The organism is Vibrio sp. 2-2(8), from assembly GCF_963888495.1.
GTDB lineage: Bacteria > Pseudomonadota > Gammaproteobacteria > Enterobacterales > Vibrionaceae > Vibrio > Vibrio anguillarum.
This window is the reverse complement of the sequence record NZ_CAWPJM010000033.1, coordinates 286,955-310,640: the sequence shown is the minus strand read 5'-3', so window position 1 is coordinate 310,640 and position 23,686 is coordinate 286,955. Positions and strand designations below refer to the sequence as shown.

19 protein-coding genes are annotated in these 23,686 nt (G+C 43.6%); 11 read left to right on the top strand and 8 right to left on the bottom strand.

The features are described from left to right. The first annotated feature begins 34 nt into the window (after positions 1–34). From AACV12_RS10610 to AACV12_RS10595, 4 genes are all read left to right on the top strand, one after another. Positions 35–1,852 (top strand): MOSC N-terminal beta barrel domain-containing protein, encoded by a 1,818-nt coding sequence (locus AACV12_RS10610; protein WP_170900314.1) that lies wholly within the window; start codon positions 35–37, stop codon positions 1,850–1,852. A 587-nt stretch (positions 1,853–2,439) separates the two neighbouring features. Continuing rightward, positions 2,440–3,648, top strand: a complete 1,209-nt coding sequence (locus AACV12_RS10605; protein ID WP_013868046.1) for a NupC/NupG family nucleoside CNT transporter — start codon at positions 2,440–2,442, stop codon at positions 3,646–3,648. Positions 3,649–3,846: 198 nt separating this feature from the next. Continuing rightward, a complete protein-coding gene (gene pepT, locus AACV12_RS10600) occupies positions 3,847–5,079 on the top strand; it encodes a peptidase T (RefSeq protein ID WP_088729747.1) in 1,233 nt (410 codons plus the stop codon). 210 nt (positions 5,080–5,289) lie between these two features. After that, positions 5,290–6,168 (top strand): mechanosensitive ion channel family protein, encoded by an 879-nt coding sequence (locus tag AACV12_RS10595; RefSeq protein ID WP_094143029.1) that lies wholly within the window; start codon positions 5,290–5,292, stop codon positions 6,166–6,168. A 93-nt stretch (positions 6,169–6,261) separates the two neighbouring features. Here the strand turns inward: AACV12_RS10595 and norR are convergent, their stop codons facing one another. Continuing rightward, on the bottom strand, positions 6,262–7,848 hold the full coding sequence (gene norR, locus AACV12_RS10590; protein ID WP_026027850.1) for a nitric oxide reductase transcriptional regulator NorR: 1,587 nt from the start codon (positions 7,846–7,848) through the stop codon (positions 6,262–6,264). Positions 7,849–8,051: 203 nt separating this feature from the next. Here norR and hmpA point away from each other — a divergent pair, with 203 nt between their 5' ends. Then, on the top strand, positions 8,052–9,239 hold the full coding sequence (hmpA, locus tag AACV12_RS10585) for an NO-inducible flavohemoprotein (RefSeq protein WP_094130096.1): 1,188 nt from the start codon (positions 8,052–8,054) through the stop codon (positions 9,237–9,239). 191 nt (positions 9,240–9,430) lie between these two features. On the opposite strand, the gene AACV12_RS10580 is transcribed toward hmpA, so the two are convergent. Together AACV12_RS10580 and AACV12_RS10575 are read right to left on the bottom strand one after the other, a co-directional pair. Next, positions 9,431–9,976: a YaeQ family protein gene (locus AACV12_RS10580; protein ID WP_088733503.1), complete on the bottom strand. Its 546-nt coding sequence runs from the start codon at positions 9,974–9,976 to the stop codon at positions 9,431–9,433. A gap of 71 nt (positions 9,977–10,047) precedes the next feature. Further along, positions 10,048–10,257: a cold-shock protein gene (locus AACV12_RS10575; protein ID WP_170900313.1), complete on the bottom strand. Its 210-nt coding sequence runs from the start codon at positions 10,255–10,257 to the stop codon at positions 10,048–10,050. 795 nt (positions 10,258–11,052) lie between these two features. On the opposite strand from AACV12_RS10575, the gene AACV12_RS10570 reads away from it, so the two are divergent. The 4 genes from AACV12_RS10570 (at position 11,053) to AACV12_RS10555 (ending at position 13,462) form a co-directional block, all read left to right on the top strand. Then, on the top strand, positions 11,053–11,415 hold the full coding sequence (locus tag AACV12_RS10570; RefSeq protein ID WP_026027849.1) for a hypothetical protein: 363 nt from the start codon (positions 11,053–11,055) through the stop codon (positions 11,413–11,415). 198 nt (positions 11,416–11,613) lie between these two features. After that, positions 11,614–11,853: a hypothetical protein gene (locus AACV12_RS10565; RefSeq protein WP_017046015.1), complete on the top strand. Its 240-nt coding sequence runs from the start codon at positions 11,614–11,616 to the stop codon at positions 11,851–11,853. A 164-nt stretch (positions 11,854–12,017) separates the two neighbouring features. Beyond that, the gene (locus AACV12_RS10560; protein WP_013868037.1) at positions 12,018–13,022 is read left to right on the top strand and encodes a response regulator; all 1,005 of its coding nucleotides are present in this window, start codon (positions 12,018–12,020) and stop codon (positions 13,020–13,022) included. A gap of 2 nt (positions 13,023–13,024) precedes the next feature. Further along, positions 13,025–13,462 carry a PAS domain-containing protein gene (locus AACV12_RS10555; RefSeq protein WP_017046017.1) on the top strand — a complete coding sequence of 146 codons (438 nt, stop codon included), beginning with the start codon at positions 13,025–13,027 and terminating at the stop codon, positions 13,460–13,462. A gap of 78 nt (positions 13,463–13,540) precedes the next feature. Here AACV12_RS10555 and AACV12_RS10550 read toward each other — a convergent pair whose 3' ends face one another. Then, positions 13,541–14,542, bottom strand: coding sequence for a 2-hydroxyacid dehydrogenase (locus tag AACV12_RS10550; RefSeq protein WP_017046018.1), 1,002 nt, complete (start codon positions 14,540–14,542; stop codon positions 13,541–13,543). A 565-nt stretch (positions 14,543–15,107) separates the two neighbouring features. Here AACV12_RS10550 and AACV12_RS10545 point away from each other — a divergent pair. Then, positions 15,108–16,151, top strand: a complete 1,044-nt coding sequence (locus tag AACV12_RS10545) for a GMP reductase (RefSeq protein WP_017046019.1) — start codon at positions 15,108–15,110, stop codon at positions 16,149–16,151. Positions 16,152–16,612: 461 nt separating this feature from the next. Here the strand turns inward: AACV12_RS10545 and luxN are convergent, their stop codons facing one another. The 4 genes from luxN to AACV12_RS10525 form a co-directional block, all read right to left on the bottom strand. Beyond that, positions 16,613–19,192: a quorum-sensing autoinducer 1 sensor kinase/phosphatase LuxN gene (gene luxN, locus AACV12_RS10540; RefSeq protein ID WP_170900312.1), complete on the bottom strand. Its 2,580-nt coding sequence runs from the start codon at positions 19,190–19,192 to the stop codon at positions 16,613–16,615. After that, positions 19,185–20,387 (bottom strand): acyl-homoserine-lactone synthase VanM, encoded by a 1,203-nt coding sequence (gene vanM, locus AACV12_RS10535; protein ID WP_170900311.1) that lies wholly within the window; start codon positions 20,385–20,387, stop codon positions 19,185–19,187. Before vanM ends, luxN begins: the two co-directional genes overlap by 8 nt. A 262-nt stretch (positions 20,388–20,649) precedes the next feature. Next, entirely contained in the window at positions 20,650–21,498 is an 849-nt protein-coding gene (locus AACV12_RS10530; protein WP_017046034.1) for a universal stress protein, read from the bottom strand. Positions 21,499–21,508: 10 nt separating this feature from the next. Continuing rightward, positions 21,509–22,999, bottom strand: coding sequence for a SulP family inorganic anion transporter (locus AACV12_RS10525; RefSeq protein ID WP_017048956.1), 1,491 nt, complete (start codon positions 22,997–22,999; stop codon positions 21,509–21,511). Between the two features lie 301 nt (positions 23,000–23,300). Here AACV12_RS10525 and AACV12_RS10520 point away from each other — a divergent pair, with 301 nt between their 5' ends. Beyond that, positions 23,301–23,630, top strand: a complete 330-nt coding sequence (locus AACV12_RS10520) for a metalloregulator ArsR/SmtB family transcription factor (RefSeq protein ID WP_017046037.1) — start codon at positions 23,301–23,303, stop codon at positions 23,628–23,630. Positions 23,631–23,686: the final 56 nt, after the last annotated feature.

The following is a 23,686-nucleotide window of genomic DNA, read 5'->3' as shown; positions in this document are numbered from 1 at the left end:
TAAAAATACCTTCAAAAAAGCATAAGGATAGGCCATGTCGTCAGCTCAACTTTCACAAATTAACGTTTACCCAGTCAAATCGATAGGTGGTATCGCGCAGTCCACCGCTTGGGTTGAAAAACAGGGGCTGGCTTTTGATCGGCGCTTTATGATCGCGTTAGCTGATGGTTCAATGGTCACTGCGCGTAAATATCCAAATATGGTTAAGGTCAATTCAATACTGGTTGCAGATGGTTTGATCTTTACGGCAGCGAACCAATCTCCATTAAAACTGCGTTATGCAGATTTCAAAATGCAACCTTCTCCAGCGCAAGTGTGGGACGATAACTTTACCGCTTACACCACAACCGATGAAGCGGATGATTGGTTTAGCCAAGTGTTAGGCCAGCGTGTTGAGTTGCTGTTTACCGGAGAGCAATCAAACCGAATGCGTGAAAAAGTGGGTCACAATGTCAGCTTTGCTGATGGCTATCCAGTGCTGGTCATCAGCCAAGCTTCACTTGATGAACTTAATCGCCGCAGCCCTGAAGTGCACAGCATGGATCAATTTCGTACCAATCTAGTGGTACGAACCGATGAGCCTTTCGCTGAAGACAGCTGGAAGCGGATCCGAATTGGTGAGGTAGAATTTGAAGCGGTAAAACCTTGCGAACGCTGTATTCTCACTACTGTTGATGTGAATAAAGGGGCTTTTCGTCCAACCAAAGAGCCGCTAAGAACCTTGTCACAATTTCGTGCTAACGAAAGAGGTGGGGTGTTTTTTGGGCAAAATTTAGTCGCAAAAAATGAGGGGATGATTCGAGTTGGCGACAGCGTTGAGGTGCTTGAGTACAAAGAGAAAGAGTTTTATCGAGATTTGGGCATGAGTCACCATGTGATGACCTGTGTTGAGCGTGAAGCGATTGCGCGTGATTTTGTCACGTTCTGGCTAGAGCCGAAAAAGGGTGAAATGCCAAATTATCAACCTGGGCAGCACCTACCAATCGAAGTTGTGATCGATGGCGAGAACGTGGCGCGCCGCTATACTTTGTCATCTAGCCCATCGCGCCCGGGTCGGTTAGCGATTTCAGTCAAACGTATTGATGGCGGTAGAGTTTCTAACTGGTTGCTTGATCACTTGCAGGTAGGAAGTACATTGACCACGCAATCACCGGATGGCTCGTTTCATCTGTCGACTCAGCACCAACAACCGTTGTTACTGTTGTCGGCTGGAAGTGGCGTGACGCCTATGTTATCGATGTTGCGCTATCTTGCCGATAATCAACAAATTCAAGATGTGGTCTTTTATCATCAATGCCGCAGCGTTGAGGATATTCCTTGCCGTGTTGAACTTGAAGCGCTTAAGCAGCGGCATCCGGGGTTGAAAGTCTTCATTTCTCTGACTCAAGCTCCAGTCGATTGGTTTGGGCTGAAAGGCCGGCTCTCTTTATCTCACCTTAAGCAAATCCAACATGTGACTGCTCGCCAAGTGTTTGTGTGTGGGCCTGATGGTTTTATGCAGAAAGCAAAAAGCTTATTGTTGAAAAAAGGGCTTGCGGAAGAATCTTACCACCAAGAAGCATTTGGTGTGGCGCACACCGTCGCAGCTGAGCTGAAAACGTTACAACTGAGCGTCAATGGCCATGTATTTGAGGGTAATAACCAAACGACCTTATTAGATCAAGCCGAAGCCGCTGGCCTTGCGATTGCCAACAGTTGCCGAGCAGGGTTCTGTGGTGCGTGCAAGGTGACTGTGCAGTCGGGCAAAGTGCATCAACCTGACGTGCCAGCACTGCCTGAACATGAGCGTCATCTTGGTTTCGCTTTAGCGTGTTGTTGTATTCCTGAAACCGATATTGAGGTTGTAAACTAGTTTTCGCCTCACGCTGTTGCACTACAGTGACTTTGTCCAATAAAAATGCCTCTTGGGTCAGTGTTGACCGCAAGAGGCGTGACGTTGCTAGTGATTTTTATTCGAAACCGTTTCAGTCTCTTGAAAGTGACTCTCTTAAAGCTAGTTGGCAAAGTGCAGAAATACCAATTATTCGTTTTTATATAGTTAAATTAGTTTAAATTTGTGATGAAAATTCCATATTTTTTTTGTTTGTTTTCCATCCAATCTTGCCTGTGTTTGATGTTTTTTTAGAATAACTGTCGAATAAATGAGCGCTTGAACGTTTGCGTAAAAATATGTGATGAAACTCTCATTTTGTTCGCTATACTTTCCGCCCGGTTATGAGCCGGTGCTCAACCCATACAAGCCGTCACACGGAAATGTGAATGACCCCAAGGACTGGACCAGCTAAGTTCCTCTGCTTGTATAAGGTGATCTTAGATGAACAATATGTTCGCATACCCCTCTTTTTGTCATGCTTTTGTTGTGCAAAAGGACAATGATTCCTCCTTTGCCAAGTTTTTTGGTTCTACCCTTATTTCCAAATTTCAAACTAGGTAAATACAATGAATATTCTTTTTGGCCTCGTCGGCATTTTAGCGCTGATCGCTTGCGCCTACCTGCTCTCTGAAAATCGATCTTTCATCAATTGGAAAACCGTATCACGTGCTTTATTGCTGCAAGTTGGTTTTGCCGCGCTGGTGCTCTACTTCCCATGGGGACAAAGCGCACTAGCCAGCATCAGCGGCGGTGTGTCGAGTTTGCTGGGTTTCGCCGATGCAGGAATCCGCTTTCTATTCGGTGATTTAGCCGATTCCGGATTTATTTTTGCTGTTCGTGTTCTGCCTATCATCATTTTCTTCAGCGCTCTTATCTCTGCCCTTTATTACCTTGGTATCATGCAAAAAGTCATCGAGTTTATCGGTGGTGGTATTCAAAAATTTTTAGGTACGAGCAAAGCAGAATCTCTGGTTGCTACGGGTAACATTTTCCTTTCACAAGGCGAATCACCACTGCTTGTGCGTCCCTTTTTGTCGCGCATGACACGTTCAGAACTGTTTGCCGTCATGGCCGGAGGCATGGCCTCTGTCGCAGGTAGCGTGTTGGGTGGCTATGCCGGTCTAGGTGTTGAGCTTAAATACCTTATTGCAGCCAGTTTTATGGCGGCACCCGGCAGTTTAATGATGGCAAAAATCATCGTACCAGAGCGCGATGTTCCACTTGATCAAACCAATATTGAGATGGATAAAGCGCAAGAGAGTAATGTGATTGACGCACTGGCGAGCGGGGCGATGAATGGCATGAAAGTGGCGGTGGCCGTCGGTACAATGCTGGTTGCATTTGTGAGCGTGATTGCGATGGTTAACACTGGGCTTGAAAGTTTCGGTGAGTTATTGGGTTTGAACGGCATTACCTTACAACTGCTGTTCGGTTATCTATTTTCACCACTGGCTTGGTTGATTGGTGTACCAAGCCATGAAGTCTTGATGGCGGGCTCTTACATTGGGCAAAAAGTGGTGATGAACGAATTTGTGGCTTTCATTGATTTTGTTGACCACAAAGCGCTGTTGTCGGAACACACCCAAGTTATCATTACTTTTGCTCTGTGCGGCTTTGCCAATATTGGTTCTATCGCGATCCAATTAGGCTCTATCGGGGTTATCGCTCCTGAACGCCGTGCAGAAGTCGCGAATTTAGGTATTAAAGCGGTGATTGCAGGTACGCTAGCTAACTTAATGAGTGCATGTCTAGCGGGCATTTTCATTCTGCTTTAAACGCCCTGTTTGCTTCTCTCAATGCTCACTGCGGTGGGCATTTTTGATCCCTTTTTTGAATGATTGACACCTCAGTAATTGCTGAAAAGCTGATTTATAGCAAATTCCGTTTCTGATGAGCGCGTAGTATAGCTTGCAATTAACTGCGTATCCCAACATAGGCGATACGTTGACATGCTAACTTATTGAGTGCTTGCTATGGAAAATCTTGTTGAACGCTTTTTGCGTTATGTCTCTTTTGATACTCAATCTCACCCTGCCAGCCGCCGTTGCCCGAGTTCAGTAGGGCAAATGACGTTTGCCCATACACTGCATGAAGAATTAATCGCATTAGGCTTAACCGATGCTACGGTTGATGAACACGGCTATGTTATGGCGAAGTTGCAATCGAATGTTGATTACCCTGTTCCTGCGATTGGTTTTATTGCACATATGGATACCGCGCCAGACGCGTCAGGCAAACACGTTAAGCCGCAAATTGTGGAGAATTATCAAGGCGGAGACATTGCTTTAGGTAAAGGGGATGAGGTGCTGTCACCTATTCAATACCCGGATTTGCATCAACTGCATGGTTACAATCTGATCACGACTGACGGCACCACACTGCTTGGTGCCGATAATAAGGCAGGCATCGCTGAAATTATGACGGCCATTGAGAGGTTAATTGCCGACCCAAGCATCGCACATGGTGATATTTGTATCGGTTTCACTCCCGATGAAGAGATCGGCCGGGGCGCGGACTTATTTGATGTGGAGAAGTTTGGCGCACAGTGGGCTTATACCATTGATGGTGGCCCGGTGGGTGAGTTGGAGTATGAGAATTTCAATGCGGCGAGCGCTGATGTTATTTGCTATGGCGTGAATGTTCACCCTGGGACCGCGAAAGATAAAATGGTGAATGCCATCAACATCGCCGCACAATTTCAGCTTATGATGCCAGCCGATCAAACCCCAGAGACCACGCAGGGCTATCAAGGCTTTTACCATTTAAAATCCGCAGAGATGAGTGTGGCTCGCTCAACCTTGGGTTACATTATTAGAGACTTTGAACGAGAAGGCTTGGAAGCTCGTAAAGCGTTTATGCAGCAGCAAGTGGACCAGTTAAATGCCCGTCTTGAGAAAGGACGAGTTGAGTTGGTTGTGACGGACAGCTATTTCAATATGAAAGAGATGGTCGAGCCTCATCCACAAGTCATTGAACTGGCTAAACAAGCCATGATTGCTTGTGATGTTGAACCGCTGATCAAACCTATTCGAGGTGGTACGGATGGTGCGAGGCTCTCATTCATGGGCCTGCCATGCCCTAATATTTTCACTGGCGGTTATAATTTTCATGGTATTCATGAGTTCATTACCATTGAAGGGATGGAACAAGCGGTAAACGTGATTGTAAAACTGGCTGAAAAGACAGCGTTGGCGAATCAACACTGATAACAAACCTTTCCTTTCGCCAATCTCAAAGGGAGTTTCTCTTCCAAAGCTATGACAGGGCGCATAATAATTGCGCCTTATGCCGACGTTAACTATTCACTCAGTTACAATACCTTTCTAAAATTTCTAACACGATCTCAATCTGCTGCTCTCTAGTGGCTTAGATGTGTTGCTGCTCATTATGCATAAAAATAAAAGAAGGGGATTGATATGGAGAAAGTGGTCGCGGTGTGGGACTTTCTTATCACTCATAAATTGGTGTTTAGTATTTTAATCATAACGTTGATTATTTTGACGCGGCGAGTTGTGCTTTCTCAAATTCGTGGCGATGTCGCACTGATTACCGAAAAGCAGCGTAAATGGATGTCACGCACCAAGAATGGCACCTTTGCGTTTACTTTGGTCATCCTCTTCGTATTGTGGCAATCGGAGATCAACGAATTTGCACTGTCAGTGACTGCGATAGCGGTCGCCATTGTAGTCGCATCAAAAGAGATCATCTTGTGTTTTACGGGTTCAATTCAGCGAGCGAGCTCTCGCTCATTTCGTATCGGGGATTGGATTGAAGTCGGAAAACTGAGCGGTGAAGTGATCGAACACAACTTGATGGCAACCGTGATCCAAGAAATCGACTTGAATCATGGTCAATACCACTACACTGGAAAAACTGCGACCTTGCCAAACAGTATGTTCTTTTCGTTTCCGGTAAAAAACCTTAATTTTATGAAGCGTTATGTGTTTCATAACTTTTCGATAGTAGTGCCTGAATTTGTAAATTTGTACCCTTTATTGCCGATTATGCATGAAAAGATTGAGAGCCACTTTGCCCACTTTATTGATGTTGCAAGGCGCTATAACAGCATGATTGAAAAACATGCGGGTGTAGATTTGCCCAGTGCTGAGCCGCACATTCAGATCAGCAGCGCAGCCGCAGGAGAACAGATCGTGCATTTCATGATTTTTTGCCCAACAGAGCGGGCCAACCATTTAGAGCAACTGATCCGCCAAGACTTTATGCAAGCATATGAAAACGCATTTCCACGTGCTTTAGTTGCAACAGAAGTGTTGCCGAGTGAAGTGGGTAGCTAACTGCCGAATAATGAGCGCTCACACAGTATGGTGAGCGTCTTACCTGCAATTACTGTTTGGGTGAGAAAAGATATATTAGTGATGAAAGTGAGATTAACGCTCAATTGCGTGTGTTTTTTTCACCGAAATCCCCAAGCGTTTTGAAAGCCGAGTGAGATTCGCGCGATCCACTTGCAATAATCTTCCCGCTTTTGCCCAATTAAAATCGGATTGGGTCAATGCTTCACTGATCAATTTACGCTGATATTCATCCGTTGCTTCTCGCAGCCCACGTTGCCACACCTTCGCTGTGACCTCTTTGTCGCTCAACGTACTTTGCGTGTTAACCAGGGGTAGGCTGAAATCTAACTCACCTATGTCGTAGCTGTTGACTGTGATCAACGCTTGTAAGCCTTGTCTGGCTCGTGCTTTCAGCGCTGCGCGGTTGATCACGTGTTCTAATTCGCGAACATTACCGGGCCATGAGTAGTTGAGTAACCCAGCCAGTGCGTTGGGATCGATTTTGAGCTGTGTGATACCGAGCTTGCGACGTGCTTGCTCTAAAAAATAACCTGCCAACAAGGTAACGTCACCATTTCGCTCTCTTAGCGGAGGGATATGAACAGGGTATACGCTGAGTCGATGGTAAAGATCGGCTCGGAATCTTCCCGCTTCCACCTCTTGCTTTAAATCTCGATTTGTCGCTGCCAATATCCGTACATCAATAGTTTGGACATGATCTTGTCCTACGGGCTGAATTTCATTGTTCTGCAATGCACGTAAAATCTTGCTTTGGGCAGCCAATGGCAGTTCACCGATTTCATCGAGAAATAAGGTTCCACCGTCGGCTAATGCAAACTTGCCTAAGCGATGTCGTTCTGCTCCAGTAAAAGCTCCTTTGACGTGGCCAAATAGTTCACTTTCGACCAAGTTTTCTGGAATTGCGGCGCAGTTGACATAAATAAGGGGTTGGCGTTTACGCGCTGATAGTTGGTGCAGTGTTCGTGCGACCAGCTCTTTACCGACACCCGTTTCACCATGGATTAAAATGTTGAAATTAGAAGGGGCAACCACTTCCAAATCGGCTTTCATGGCCAGCATCGATGCACTTGAACCGATGATCTCTCCACCTTCTCTGTCCCATGCTTCTTCATTCAGCTCTTCTAAGCGTTGCTGTGATTGTTTGGCTTGTGCTTCAAGTTGAGAAAAGGTCAGTGCCATTTTCAAGGTAGAGGCCGCGATTGCCGACAACGCTTCTAGGCTGCGTTTGGGAATATGCTCAAACATGTTGGGATTAAGGCTATCAAGCGTCAATATACCGAGCAGTTTGTCACCAAACAAAAGGGGCAGGCCCATACAAGAGTGCATGGGAAGGTCGCCATCATGATCCATTAATAAACCATCGAAAGGATCGGGTAGTGATGAATTCGCATCGAAAATAACCGGCCCATCAGCGTGACAAATCTCACTAAAGCGCGGATGTTCATCAATTAAAAAGCGTCGGCCTAAGGTATCGCGAGTCAAACCTTGCATCGCAAGGGGGATTAACAAATCACCTTGGCGTGAAAGCAGCATCACACAGTCGCATTGAATGGTTTTACGAATCGCATCAAGCAGGCGATTGAACCTATCTTGATCATTCAAACCACTTGCGAGTCCTATGGTCATTTCAATCAAGGTAGAGATGGAAAAATCTTGCATGGTAAGCACTCAGGTGATGTTTTTAGATATTGTAGTGTCATTATGACATTTTTTGAAGTGTTATTTTGACCTGATTATTTAATGATTTTTTATTTTTTATTTAAAAATCAATAGATTAATGTTGGTATGCTTTGTGCTATACAAGCTTCAGTATCAGAGCGAATCTAATTCGCCATTTATAAAATCTGAGGAGAAAGCTCAATATGCTCAATAATCAACACATCGCCATTGTCAAAAGTACCATTCCTTTGCTTGAATCTGCCGGGCCAGCGCTTACAGCTCATTTCTATCAGAGAATGTTTACTCACAATCCTGAGCTAAAAGATATTTTTAATATGACCCATCAACATACTGGCCGTCAGGGCGTTGCACTGTTTGAGGCAATTGCCGCGTATGCGAAAAATATTGAAAATCTCGCTGCATTAACCAGTGCAGTGGAACGTATTGCCCAAAAGCACACCAGCTTTAACATTCAGCCAGAGCACTATCAAATCGTCGGTCATCACCTTATTGAAACGTTGCGAGAGCTTGCTGCCGATGCCTTTACTCCTGACGTTGAAGCAGCATGGACGGCGGCTTATCTCTTTTTAGCGCAAGTCTTCATTGATAGAGAAGGAGAGTTGTACTTACAGCGTAAACAGGCGATCGGTGGTTGGGAGAATGCGCGTGAGTTTGTGTTGCAAGATAAAGTGAAAGAGTCTGAATTCGTCACTAGCTTCATCTTTGAGCCTGCTGATGGTAAAGCGGTATTAGATTATCAGGTAGGTCAGTATATTGGGGTTGAACTTAAGCCGGAAGGTGCGCCATACAGTGAAATTCGTCAATATTCCTTGTCACAAAAACCCAATGGAAAAAACTACCGCATTTCTGTGAAGCGTGAAGGCGTGGATACTGAACATCCTGGGACAGTCTCTAACTATTTACATGATTACGTTGAAAAGGGCAGTCGAGTGAAACTTTATGCGCCAGCGGGTGATTTTTTCTATGTTGAGAAGCTCGCTCCCGTTGTACTTATCTCTGCAGGTGTCGGGGCAACACCAATGCAAGCCATACTTCAACAGCTTGCGTCAGTAGGAAAAAAAGAGGTGACGTATCTGCATGCTTGCAACAATTTATCACAACACTCCTTTATTGATGAAACCGCGACATTAATGGCGGTGCATCCATCATGGCAGCAAGTGGTCTGGTATCTGGAAAGTGAGCAAACACCAGCCAAGCAAGGTTCTATGATCTTGCATGAAGTTTGCGAGCAACTGCCGCTAACACAGGGGGATTTTTATATCTGTGGCCCCGTTGGTTTTATGCAGTTCATTGTTGAACAGCTTGAATTGCTTGGCGTAGCAAGAGAGCGTATCCATTACGAAGTCTTTGGTCCACACGCCTATTTATAAAGTATAAAGCGCTATCTCAATCTAGGCTCTTTTAAGGGCCTATACCCTTCCCATTTAAAGCTGCAGCGGTGTTGGTTATGTTCGCTTACCCCAATCACATAGTTTATCTATGCTCATGGGGATGAGCTCACTTGCCGTCTACCTGCAACTTCAAGTGGTTTGGGTATAGATACTGAAAAGTGGGCTGGGAATTAATGCTCACTTTTTATTTGTAGTGCTTGCCAAGTAATTTCATCGGAATGGCTATCGCTATCAATAAAGATAGAAGACCCACTAATCATCACTGAAATATCCATACCTCGGTTCAAGGAAGTAGAGAGTTTTTCAATCGCTGCAGCATCAAAGCGAAATAGATCGACATTGAGGTGAGAGAACTTTCCCTTGTTCTGCTCCCACCAAACCTGTGATTTCGTGTTAAAGCTGTAGACTTTCACCTGTTGTGCAAGCCGTGTGGCTTTTTTAATGCGATCAGCATCGGGTTCTCCGACTTCAATCCAGAGCTGAATTTGGTCATCTAATGATTTTAGCCAGAGATCAGGTTCTTCAATGGAAGAAAGTCCTCTAGTGAATGTTAGCTCGGGTGAAGCATTAAGACAAAACGCCAAAATGCGCGCCATCATTCGTTCGTTGCTTTCTGAAGGATGTTGAGCAATGGTGAGATTTAAAGAGTCATAATGATCGCGATTAGTATCCGTCAGCGCAATACGGAACTTATAGATTGTCGGTTTAAGAGCCATTGGAAGAATGCCAAGAGGTAAAAACGAAAATAGCCAGCAAATTGCTGGCTATTAGAATACTTAGTAAAAAATTATACTAGGCGGATGTTTTCAGCTTGAGGGCCTTTTTGACCTTGAGCTACTTCAAACTCTACCTTTTGACCTTCAGCAAGAGTGCGGAAACCTTCACCTTTAATTTGGCTGAAGTGTGCGAATACGTCTGGACCGTTTTCTTGTTGAATGAAACCGAAACCTTTAGTTTCGTTGAACCATTTTACTGTACCAGTAACTGTGTTAGCCATTTTTATACCCAAAATCAAAAAAAATTTTACAGCCGAATACGGCGCGGATAGCGTGGAAAAGTAGATTGCTATTGCGTACGACACGACGGGGGAGTTACAAGTAATCCAACGAGACGTATGTGTATACAAAGAACTGCTTTCTAGCTAGTGCAAAGTCTAGTTCAAACTTTTATCTTGTCAATCATAACTCGATAAAACTCGAAAAACTTTCTTAAAATTGTTAGGTTTTATGCTCTATGTTGCATTTTCTTATGATGAGGCTTGAAATTAACATTACTATTCTATTACCCATTGACATAGTTGAAGTTTTAGCCAGAGTTAGTGGTCAGATGAGTTCGATGGTTGAAGCCGTTTATTACTGGCCAACGTTCATTGAGTGAGGAGAAGGGTTAGGTTTACTTTCCTATTTAATGGCTCTCTTTTTGGCTGAATGATTCTCCTCAAAACTGAGGCAATTTTTCCCTATCAAATAGCATCTTCAAGTTGTTTTGGCGACAACTCGGAACGTTGCGCTGTACACATCACAAATTTGTACTTTCAATGAAATATTTACTCGGTTAAATAATTGTTACAGTTAGTTCCATTTTGAAGTGTTTTTTTGGGTAATGCCATGTCCCATCTAATTCTCGGGTTTTCTGTTGTTAACCACTGATTAACAATTATTTTATTCTAAGCCAATAAGGAAAAATTGCTTATTTTTTGAACTTGAAATTCTTATTTAATGGAGGAAAATGTATGTAAACTGAGTTTTCGAAAATGAATGGATACTTTCTCATAAAAAGAGAGGTTTACAACATGAAACTAATACTGATTTTAATGGCGTCTGTCTCGGCGGGTGTGGCCTCTGCTGATCACTTTCATTCATTTTTGCTTGGACTTTACATCGCGTCACTCGCAGTAGGCAGCTGTTACTGGTTTGCGTTTCGAAGTACTAAAGTGCCGGAGTTTGCCCTTTTTCTTCTCATCTGCGGGCTTCTTGCTAAATTGACAGTGACCATTATCGGTGTTGCGTGGGGGATATCGGCGCAATTGATCACATCGCCTTTTATCTTTGCTTTGTCGTATCTCTTCTTCTCTATTGTCGTGACATACCTCTGGTTCAGTTATCGAGATAAATTAACCTCTGCAATCTCTAAAACAACGGCGCATCACGCGTAGCGCACTTAATGCATAGAGTCCTTACGCGTAAGATGCTTAATGTGATAGTGAACTAAATTATTTCTGTTAATGCAAAAGGGCTTCCTCACTGGGCCCTTTTGGTGCTTTTGCACTTTAGACTTTTGTCCAAGAGTGGCGCTCATCTTTTCGATATACACTATTGGCAATGATTATTTATCTCCTGAACAAGGAAGTACTATGGGAATTGGATTATTTTGGGCAGAGAAAGTTATCTTAATACTGGGTATCATTTTTATCCTGACGAGTATTGTGCGGTATGGTAAACGTAGCCATGACTGGAAAGGTGTCATCACGATGTTTTATCGTCGCATTCCCATGTCAATTGAGGAATATAAGTGGTACCGCTTGGGAGTGGCATTCATTGTTACCGCTATTGTGTTGCGGATTGCTGTACTGACCTTCTGGCCCTCATTATGAGGTTGAAATGAGCGAGCATTGTTGCTTGCTAACCGATGTTTCGCTTGAGTGTGTAGCCTTTTATAACCCCTAAAACTTTTTAATTAATTTTTTGCGCAACTCGCATCTACGCGAGGTTTAGGTATACACTCTATTTATCGAATTAATAAATAGAAGGTGATTACATGTCTTTCCCCGTACTCATCTGTGATGACTCTGCACTGGCTCGGAAGCAGATGGCTCGTTCACTTCCCGCCTCTCTAAACGCCGATATTACTTTCGCAGTCCATGGTTTAGATGGCATCAAAAATCTTGAAGAGCATGATTTTAAATTAATGTTCCTCGATTTAACTATGCCTGAACTGGACGGCTACGGAACGCTAGAAGAGATGCAACGCAGAGGGATGACAACACCTGTTGTTGTTGTTTCTGGTGATATACAGCCGAAAGCGAAAGATCGAGTATTGGCGTTAGGGGCGCGTGCTTTTATTCAAAAGCCGATTGATAAGGACGTGTTAAATAGCGTACTACGAGAGTTAGTCGAACCGCCAACACAGCCTCGTATCGTTACGCCTATCTCTGTTGAACTACCTATCTTAAAACGTCGTGACATCTATATGGAAGTTGCGAACGTTTCGATTGGTCGAGCAGCTGATGCTCTGGCGCGACACTTTGATGTATTTGTTCATTTACCGCTACCAAACGTCAATATTTTTGAAGTGAGTGAGCTACATATGGCACTTCGTGACTTGGCGGAAAATGATCAAGTTTCTGGTGTATGTCAAGGCTTTAGCGGTGAAGGCATTGCAGGTGAAGCACTGGTGCTCTTGAGTGATTCCAGTGTTTCTGACCTGAAAAAATTAATGAAAGTGCCAGCAGACAGTGAAGAGCTTGAAGAATTAGAACTGTTAATGGATGTATCAAACATATTAGTTGGTTCTTTTCTGAATGGATTAGGCGAGCAATCGGAGGTGCGTTTTTTTCAAAGCTCTCCAGTATTGCTTGGGCAACACATCTCCATTGACTCTGTGATCAATTCAACCGCTGGATCATTTAAAAAAACGATGACGTTTGAAGTGAGCTACAACATTGATCAAACGACGATCCGCTGTGACTTGCTCTTTATGTTTGTCGATGAGTCTCTTCCGTTGCTAGACAGTAAATTAGCGTACTTGATGGAGGATTTTTAACGATGAATCTCCCTGCAGAATTTGAACAGTTCCACTGGATGGTGGATATGGTGCAGAATGTCGATATGGGGCTGATCGTGATTAATCGTGATTACGAAGTGCAAGTGTGGAATGGATTCATGACACACCACAGCGGTATTCAAGGGCACGATGCGATTGGTAAAACCATTTTTGAACTGTTTCCTGAAATCCCCCAAGAGTGGTTTAAGCTCAAAACTAAACCTGTGTATGACTTAGGTTGTCGTAGTTTTATTACTTGGCAGCAGCGCCCATATCTCTTCAAATGTCGTAATGTTCGCCCTGTCACTCAGCAAGCCGATTATATGTACCAAAGCATTACTTTAAACCCGATGCGAACCACGACGGGTAAAATTAACTCATTGTTTTTATCAATACAGGATGCCACATCTGAAGCGTTAGCCTCTTTACAAATACGTTGATAGAATCAGGGTTTTAATGATTTCGAAGCCTCCTTTTGGTGTTTCATCAAGGAGGCTTCATGTTAGTGATGGGTTCAATTAATCAAGCGTTACAAGCTCATTTCCGCAACGTTGATTGTTTGCAAAGGCACGAATGTTATCCAAAGTTGTCTGAGCGATATTGTGTAGTGCATCTTCAGTCAAAAAGGCTTGATGTCCTGTAAATAGTACATTGTGGCAAGCCGATAGGCGTCTGAATACATCATCGACAATCACATCATTCGACTTATCTTGGAAGAAAAGATCCTTTTCATTGTCGTAAACATCTAAACCAAGAGCGCCGATACGACCTTGTTTCAGTGCTTCAATTGCTGCAACTGAGTCGAGTAATTCACCTCGGCTGGTGTTTACAATCATCACGCCATCTTTCATTTGGGAAAATGCGTGGCTGTTGAGTAAATGGTAGTTCTCTGGCGACATTGGGCAGTGAAGCGTAATCACATCACTTTGTTGGTAGATTTCCTCAAGGCTGCAGTAAGTTGCACCGAGTTCAATCGCCAGAGGGTTCTGATAAGGGTCGAAGCACAGTACCTTCATTCCCAACCCTTTCAAAATACGCATTGTGGCAATACCAATTTTTCCTGTGCCAACAACTCCCGCGGTTTTACCGAAGAAGTTAAACCCGACCAACCCCTCTAATGAGAAGTTAGCGTCTCGGGTACGTTGGTACGCCTTGTGAAAGCGGCGATTCAAACACATCATCATTCCTACCGTGTGCTCTGCCACCGATTCTGGTGAATATGCGGGCACTCGCACCACTTGAATACCCAGCTCTTTTGCGGCATCGAGATCGACTTTATCAAATCCGGCACAGCGCATTGCGATAAGCCTCGTTCCATTTTCATACAATTGGCTCAATACTGGGCGACTTAAGTCGTCATTCACAAAGGCACACACCACAGTGCATCCTTGGGCCATTTTAGCTGTGGCTGGGGTGAGTCGAAAATCGTGAAAGTGCAGCGAGAAGATCTTTGTATCACTGACCTCTGAGAAAGAACTCGCGTCATAAGATTTTGCGCTGAAAAATGCAATGTTGATCATGTTCTCTTCCTAATTAGACTTATAATTTTCACTATAAATACGCCTAATATCACAGAAAATAAACCACAAAATAACTATGTCTTTGGGATGGTAGGAGTTGCGGTGTGATGTCACTAAAATCGAAAACGGACGGATTAATGATAAAAATTCACCACAATCTGTAAAAATCGCCGATAGAAATGTCTGAGTCACCTCTTCTGTGAATGTGACTTCCCTCACATTTTCGGCGCAATGCTGAACAAAGTAACGTTTGCTTATTGTATGAAAGCTTTCGCTAAAATGATGCGTTCTTTAATAACGTATTGAAAAATAAAAATTTACACGATGAGTATTTGAGAGAGATGAACTTGAGAAGTATCGGATATGAAAGTTTCGAGATAGTACCACAAAAAAAATGCAAATATCAGACTTGCCGATAAGAAATCCGGGCCTATAATGCTGAAAACCGGAGCGTCTGCCAACGCTCCGGTTTTTTTGTGTCCAAAATGTACTGACGTCTGCCAACGAAGGTACTACGCACTCTGCAAAAGAGACACAAATGGTCAATTAATCAAGGAATTACATAATGCGTATCGAACAAGAACTTAAGTTAGGTTTTAAAGATGTCCTGTTTCGCCCTAAGCGTTCAACACTAAAAAGCCGTTCTCAAGTAAATTTAACCCGCGATTTTACATTCAAGCATAGTGGGCGTCAATGGTCCGGCGTGCCTGTTATTGCGGCGAATATGGACTCGGTAGGCAGTTTTGCTATGGCAAAGTCACTTGCTGAACATGATGTAATGACAGCGGTTCATAAACATTACTCAGTAGCTGATTGGGCTGAGTTTGTTAAAAACGCCGATACATCAACACTTAAGCATGTGATGGTTTCTACAGGTACATCTGATGCTGATTTTCAAAAAACCAAAGACATCATGGCGCTTAGTGACGATCTGATTTTCATCTGTGTTGATATTGCTAACGGCTACTCTGAGCACTTGGTCGATTACGTACAACGCGTGCGTGCACAATTTCCAGATAAAGTGATCTCGGCAGGTAACGTTGTCACCGGTGACATGTGTGAAGAGCTCATCCTTGCGGGTGCGGATATCGTAAAAGTTGGTATCGGCCCAGGTTCGGTTTGTACCACGCGCGTGAAAACAGGTGTTGGTTATCCTCAGCTTTCAGCCATTATTGAATGTGCCGATGCGGCGCACGGATTAGGCGGGTGTATCATTGGTGATGGTGGCTGTACATGCGCAGGTGACGTTTCTAAAGCCTTTGGTGGTGGCGCTGATTTTGTCATGCTTGGTGGCATGCTTGCAGGTCATGAAGAGTCTGGCGGCGAAGTGTTTGAAAAAGATGGCGTGAGCTACATGAAGTTTTACGGCATGTCGTCACAGTCTGCAATGGCGAAGCACTCTGGCGGCGTTGCAAAATACCGCGCAGCGGAAGGCAAAACTGTATTGCTACCTTTCCGTGGCAGCGTTCACGACACCATCTCTGACATTCTTGGCGGTGTGCGTTCAACTTGTACTTATGTCGGTGCAGCTAAGTTAAAAGAGTTAACTAAGCGCACCACATTTATCCGCGTACAAGAGCAAGAAAATAACGTGTTTGGCCGAGAGTAAATCAATAGTTTTAACAACCATAATTAATCAGAGCCGCTTTTGCGGCTCTGATTAATTATGCCCCTCACTACGAAGAGTGTATCGCGCTGTTAAAAAGAAAATAATTGCCTAGCAAGAAAAAAGCCGCCAAAAATAGGCGGCTAAAAGTGTGCAAGCAAAGGTGTTGTTTAAGTCGAACCTGTCTTTCGCTACAAACAATAGACTGAAAAGGTGCGGTGCTCAACCCTGTCGTTCATGAAATGATATGTGAAACAAGGTGAATATGTAATTATTGCATGTATAACTTGCATGGGTTCATTAGATATTCAGCTAGAACCACTTGGGGTCCCTGAGGTCAAGGCTTGGCGAGTGTAGGTAGTAGACGGTTTATAATAGATTATGCGGTTTTAAAATGTCAGCCAGCACTGAAATGGTTTTGGTACTGGCTGAGTTTTATCTAGATGTTGGTATCTTCAATTACGTCAAATAACCGTTCCACTCTTTGCTGTATGAGCATTGGGTACAACGTCTCTATTTAACCAATGGCTGATTACTTGCTGTAACGCATTTAATGACGTCGGTTTCTCTAAACGACCGTCCATCAGCTTGCTAATCATTTCTAGCTCACGTTCGCCAGATTCACCTGACAGAGCAATGATCGGAACCTGCGGAGAATGCGCCTTAATGATTTGGCTGGCTTCAAAACCATTCATAACTGGCATTTGAATATCCATCAAAATCAAATCGATGGAATTCGCTTTAAAGATTTCTACTGCATTTTCACCGTTGTTTGCCTGCAAGTTGTTAACACCAAGTTGGTTCAGATACATTTGAACTAGTGAGCGTTGTACTTCTTTATCGTCAACGATGAGCACCGTGGGGGCTTTGTTATTGATTAGAAATGACTTATCGATTGGTTGTATATTGTCAACGGTTCTTTGCTCTGTATTAGGTTTAGGTTGTTGCCAACTTTTGAAATCAGGAGTACGAAGCGAGTCGGCTTGGGGGGCATTGGGTACCATAGGAAAGTATAAGTGGAATTCCGTAAACTCCCCCAGTTTCGATTTGCATTCAACTCGGCCGCCAAAAGAGCGCATGACACGCTGGCAATAGCCGAGCCCCAGACCGCTGCCTCCGCTTTTTTGATAAGAGAAAAAGTCATCGAAAATCTTATAAGAAATGGCGTCGTCAATCCCCGGGCCTGTATCTCTGAAGATTAAAATATTTTCATAAGTACCGATTTGAGTTGTGATCTCAATTTGGCTATTTGGGTAGGAATCAAAATAATAAATTGCGTTACGAATCAAGTTGAAAATAACAAAGTTGAATAAGGTTTCATTAAGTTTTGCTACGAAGTCATCTTGTTGTGGTAAGTGAATTCGCTCAATTACTTTCTCGTTCTCAAAGCCATATTGACTGACCGCCTGATCAACGGCTTTGTGGATCGACGTCATCGTAATCGGTTCGTGTTCAGGCGAACTATCGCTGACCTCGCGCAAGATAATATCAATCAACTGTCGCCCACGTTGAATAGCCGCTTGGCCGTTCTCAATATCCTGTTTAATTTGTTGTGCGGGCGCTTGACTATCAATATGTTGCTTTAAAATTTCAAAATGCAATTGTACTTGAGCGAGCGGGTTACGCATTTCATGCGCAATTGAATTCGCTAATGCACGACTTTGGCAGACACGTCTATCCGCTTCAATAATACTTTGTATTCGGGTTAGCAAGGTTTGAAGTGCAGCGATTTCTTCATTAGAAAACATCTGATTATTGATTTTGTGTGGCGAGATTAATAAATGTGTGACCAATTTGCTGTGGCCAAACAGTGGCATAACCAACGCTGTATTGTTTGAGCTCATTTTGTCATAAAGGGCTTTGATCGAGTTTTTTGCCGCGGTTTTGTTGTCTAATTTTTCAAACAATTCATCAAACACTAGTGCGGTTTGTTTGGATGAAAGGTAACGTTCGTAGACGGTTTCGTTATAGTTACTATTAACGAACTGCAGCTTATCATCGGCGATGTATAATAACTGGCCTAAACGGCGCATCGCATCATCAATTGACCGCTTGAAATCGTCTTCCAAAGCGAGAATTTGCTCTACAGGAGTCTGCTGATTGCCGTAAATCAGTAAAGAGGCGTAACGGCTCAAGCGTTTGTAGAGTGGATTCCAAGTAATACCAATAAGCGCACAGAGTGGTATTGCAATCAGCCATTGGTTGCTGTCGGTGAGAGGGATGAAGATCGCGCCGAGCGGTATGAATAAAACCCCACATACTAACGCAGTATTGAGACACAGGTAAGCAAGGTATTTCACACTGTAGAAGCGTGAAGTGATAAGAGCATAGCCAACAAACATCATTTCGCTGATGGAGAGTGCCGGAGGTAGCCAAGAGAGTGAGAAATCTTGAAAGAAAAAGGTGATTCCTATGTGGATAACTAGTGTTGAAAGCATGTATACCAATATACCTGCAATAATATAATTGGTTTTGGCCAGTGCTAACTTACTACTATTGGTTCGCATTACGACCAAGTTAAATAACGTCAGTATCACTGAACATAGCATGGCATTAAAGAAGTAAGGTGTATGGGGCCCAAATTCAATGACAAACTCGCTCGGTCCGACAATATCAACATGTTTCACCGTGAGGTTAGATTGCAAGTTAATAAGTACGGAGTAGGCCGCTATAGTAATAAATATCAGCCGTTGCCAAAGGTGTACTTTGCCTTTTCTTTGTTCGGCAGAGAGCTGACATGAGAAATAGTAGGCAAAAACAAATGCAAGGGATGCAGAAATATTGGCAATTTCTGCCATAAAGATTGCTCTATTTACACCAAGCTCAACTAGCCAATCAGTATGGAAATATGCATTACTTCCTATCCAAGCGATGATACACGAGGAATAAGCGATGTAGGAGGCGTGGTGTGTGCCAAAAATTACTTCATTTTTTTGTTTAAGACGATAGCAATAGTAAGTTAACCAAACGAGCACCATGGCTACTGCTGCGATAAGCGTTATCGCTTTGGGATAGAGAATTGGATCTAAGTTGAGGTTAAGCATACTCTTTCTCTTTCCTTTTGGTTAAATCGTACTTCCTACGCTGAGAAACTGCATGTCGATAGTCACGAAAATTGGTATCACTGAAAACCTTATCCATCCTTTCAATCATCCAGAATCCACGATAACTTTGTTTTCCGTTATTATTTAAGTCGTTATATCCAGAACGGAAATACGATTTTGGTTCGATAGTTTGATAAAAATTGAGTATGAAAGGTTGTTCGATAATGGTGAAACCAATTTTATACCCCATTTGATTTAGTATTTGGATGAGCTTTTTTTGAGCAAGGTAGAGAAAATAGAGCTTTTGTTGAGCGTTACCACTGACGGTTAAACGCAGCACTTCACAGACCGCTTGCGTACCAGTCAATTGTCGCCGAAATTGATGATCGAATTCTGGGAGAGAGTCGCATTTCGACAATGCTGGTTTGAAAAGCTGTAATTCCATCAAAACATCGTAACTATGATCGGGTAAACAGAATTGCCACTGTTCGTTACTGAATTGCTGTGCGTAACTAAGCCAAGTCTGATTTACTGACCAATCTTGTACCAACATTGAAGCGACCAGTGTGGGAGATGCTTCGTTATTAGGATGCTTGAGTAAAACAAAGTGCTTCCCTTTTTGTGATAAGGACAATAAAGGCAGCATCTCGTACCACTTTTCGCCTTTAATAAATAGCTCAAGATTGCTCAAGGTGATCGCATCTTTGATGGGCATTTTTTGCGGGTGACTGGGCGTTGTGACCCAAAGTTCAGAATCCTCTATCTGGTCGATCAAAAAACCACGGTAGGCACAGTCTTTAAGTGGCAGTTCGATACGAGGAGGAGCATCCGCTTCGATAGGGAATAGTGTTTTTATAGCCGCAATTTCGCATTCACACCAGAAATCTAGCCAATGCGAATAACACTCGCTGACGGCTTGCTCAAGATGTGCTATCTCTTCATCTAATGTATTCGGATAGCGCCGGATGAGCTCTCGGTAGTCCATCAATTCAAACAGTATTGAGAAGCTTTTATTGTGATGTTCAGGAAATAGGTTGAGTAATTGGTTTTTGCGGTGATCTGTAACGGCGCGGAAAAGATCAGCCCGTTGCTGTGGTTGATAAGTATTGATGACGAACTCTACCAGAGCTCGCTGTTTTTTTTCAATAGGCAGACTGCTTGTCAGCCGTGAGCCTAAAGATGATATTATTTTCATAGAGTTAACCTAGCCTAGGTTTATTTAATTATTTTTTATTAGTTTTATTAGATAGGCTCCAGTAAATGAGACTTTGATTTAGGAGGGTATTTGGCGTCACGTCAGTTAGTAGCAGTAACCGCGATTTTATTTGTACCTAACATCCTAAGTACCAGTTGCATATCCGCAGCAAGTTTACTACTTGCACTTACCCTCCACAACAGCGTTTTATAATAAAAGCCTTCCGAAGAAGGCTTTATCTATATGGTTAATTTATCAATTATTATCGTATCAATAGCATCGGTACGCTTGATTCGGCTAAGAGCCGAGTGGTGTTACTGCCAACAAAAAACTGACGAAGTTTAGAGTGTCCAAACGCGCCCATGACGATCATGCCAAGTTGGTTTTGTTGTTGGTACTGAAGAATCGCCTTATGAACTTCGCCAGATAAGCACGCTTCCACAACGTGAATACCGTGTTCACACAATTTTTCGGCGGCAGCTTTAAACGCGATCGCTTTATCGTGGTTATCTTCCACCATCACCAAATGGCACTCCAGCCCTTTTAGCAGCGGTGTTTTAATCGCTTTATCCACTAATTTTTGGCTGATTTCGCTACCATCAAAGGCTAATAGATAACTTTGTGGTGGCGTAAAATCACCCGTTGCCACTAAGGTGTGCGACTTCATTGTGCGCACGATACTCTCTAATTGAGATCCAACGGCCATGGCGTCGTTTTGGTGCACTTCACCTGATTTACCGACCACCAATACACGAATTTCGTTTTCAAGATCAAGCAAAGTCTCCAGCAGGTTGCCGTGCTTTTGCAGTTTATGCACATCTTGTAAACCTTGTTCATGAGCTTTGGTTTCTAGCTCATTGAGTAACGCTTTACCGTGCCTTAAGGCCAGTTTAGAACGCTTTTCGTCTAGTTCAATAAGCTCTTTCAATAGCTGTTCTCGGCTGCCTAAACCGATGTTACCAGACAGCTCACTTTCGGTTTGATTGGCCGCTTTATCAAGTACGTGCAGTAAGGTTAACGGTGCTTGTAAGCTTTTGGCGGCCCACACGCTTAAATTGGCGACCGACTGTGAATAAATCGATCCATCGATGCAAGCAATAATATTGGTCATAATCTGTTCCTTAATGTCCGCCCATCAGCTTTTCAACTTCTTCTGGCTTACCATGCACGCCGAATTTATCGACAATCGTTGCTGTTGCTTCATTCATACCGATGATGTTTACATCGGTCCCTTCGCGTCGGAATTTGATAACAGCACGATCTAGCGAAGAAACCGAAGTAATATCCCAAAAGTGCGCTGCAGAGAGGTCGATAGTGACACGCTCTAAGACCTCTTTGAAGTCAAACGCGTTCATAAATTGATCTGACGAAGCAAAGAAGACTTGCCCAACAACACGATAGGTACGTTCTTCTCCATTTTCAGAGAGTTCACTTTTAACCACCATGAAGCGGCCAATTTTGTTAGCAAAGAAAAGAGAAGCAAGCAGCACGCCGACACCGACACCGATCGCTAAGTTATGGGTTGCAACCACAACAACGACGGTCGCGATCATCACGATGCTGGTAGAAAGTGGGTGAGTTTTGAGATCCTTTACCGAACTCCAAGAGAAGGTCCCAATGGAAACCATGATCATTACCGCCACTAAAGCCGCCATCGGGATGAGCTTGAGCCAATCACTTAAAAACACCACCATGATGATCAGTAGAATACCGGCGCAAAAAGTAGAGAGCCTGCCGCGTCCGCCGGATTTAATGTTGATGATCGATTGACCAATCATCGCACAACCAGCCATGCCGCCAAGAAAGCCGGTGGCAATGTTGGCGATACCTTGGCCTTTACATTCGCGATTTTTATCACTGCTGGTATCGGTTAAATCGTCAACAATGGTTGCTGTCATCATTGATTCTAATAAACCGACAACGGCCAATCCGGCTGAATAAGGAAATATAATCCATAAGGTTTCAAGGTTGAGCGGAACATCTGGCCATAAAAATATCGGTAAAGTATCTGGTAATTCACCCATATCGCCCACAGTGCGAATATCAATGCCAAAGCTGATAGCAATCAGAGTTAAGGCGATAATGCACACTAATGGCGAAGGTAGCAATTTGCCAACCACAGGAACGTAGGGGAATAGGTAGATAATCGCCAGCCCACCGAGTGTCATGGCGTAAACGTGCCATGTTACATTGGTCAGCTCTGGTAATTGCGCCATAAAAATCAGAATCGCCAGCGCGTTAACAAACCCCGTCACGACCGAACGAGATACAAAACGCATCAAATCGCCCAGTTTGAGGTAACCGGCCAGTATTTGTAGAACCCCGGTCAAAACAGTGGCTGCCAATAGATATTGCAAGCCATGCTCTTTGACTAAAGTGACCATCAACAGCGCCATTGCTCCAGTGGCTGCTGAGATCATGCCGGGTCGTCCACCGACAATTGAAATGATCACGGCAATACTGAATGAAGCGTAAAGGCCGATTTTAGGGTCTACACCTGCGATGATAGAAAAGGCTATTGCCTCAGGAACTAATGCTAACGCAACGACAGTGCCAGCTAGAACATCCCCTCGCACATTGGAAAACCAATCGCGCTTAATATTTTGTAGCATACTTGATCTCTAAAAAATGAAATAAAAAGGTGAGTTGTGAGAGGTAAAGATCAATCTAGGGCGGCGTAAGCAGCATTCGCAACGTCTCTTAGTTGATTTTTAAAATGTGATCCTAATCATTGATGTGGTATAGGTCAACCAAACGATCGTTATTTGTATTGCAGTAATCATTTCTCCCGTTATCACGCTGCTTTTCAAGCGCCGCCCGTCGTGCGCGAGGCGCGAGGATAGTTCTGGCGTTTGACTTCCACTCTTTTGCTCCTTACACTTAAATACATTCGATATTCCATATGTATTGTTTATGTGTCGCAGTTTATCTTTTTATAAATCCTTGTCTGAAGAAACGAGGCTTAAATCCTTGCTGTTGATGAAGCACAAAGGGCAGTTGTGTGTGTGTGATTTAATGAATGCGTTGCAATTAAGTCAGCCCAAAGTGTCCCGTCATTTAGCTGAACTGAGAAAAAATGAGCTAGTGATTGATGAACGTCGCGGCAAGTGGGTGTACTACCAAATCAATCCTGAGCTGGAAAGTTGGATGGTGCAGATATTGGACATCACGCTGAGCCACAATACCGCATTGATTGCGCAAGAGCTAACGCGTATTGCTGGCCCATCTTGTCAAAATGAATGAAATTTTAGCGTTGCTATTTCGCCATGGCTGTAAGTAGAAAGTTGTGCGCGGCTCCC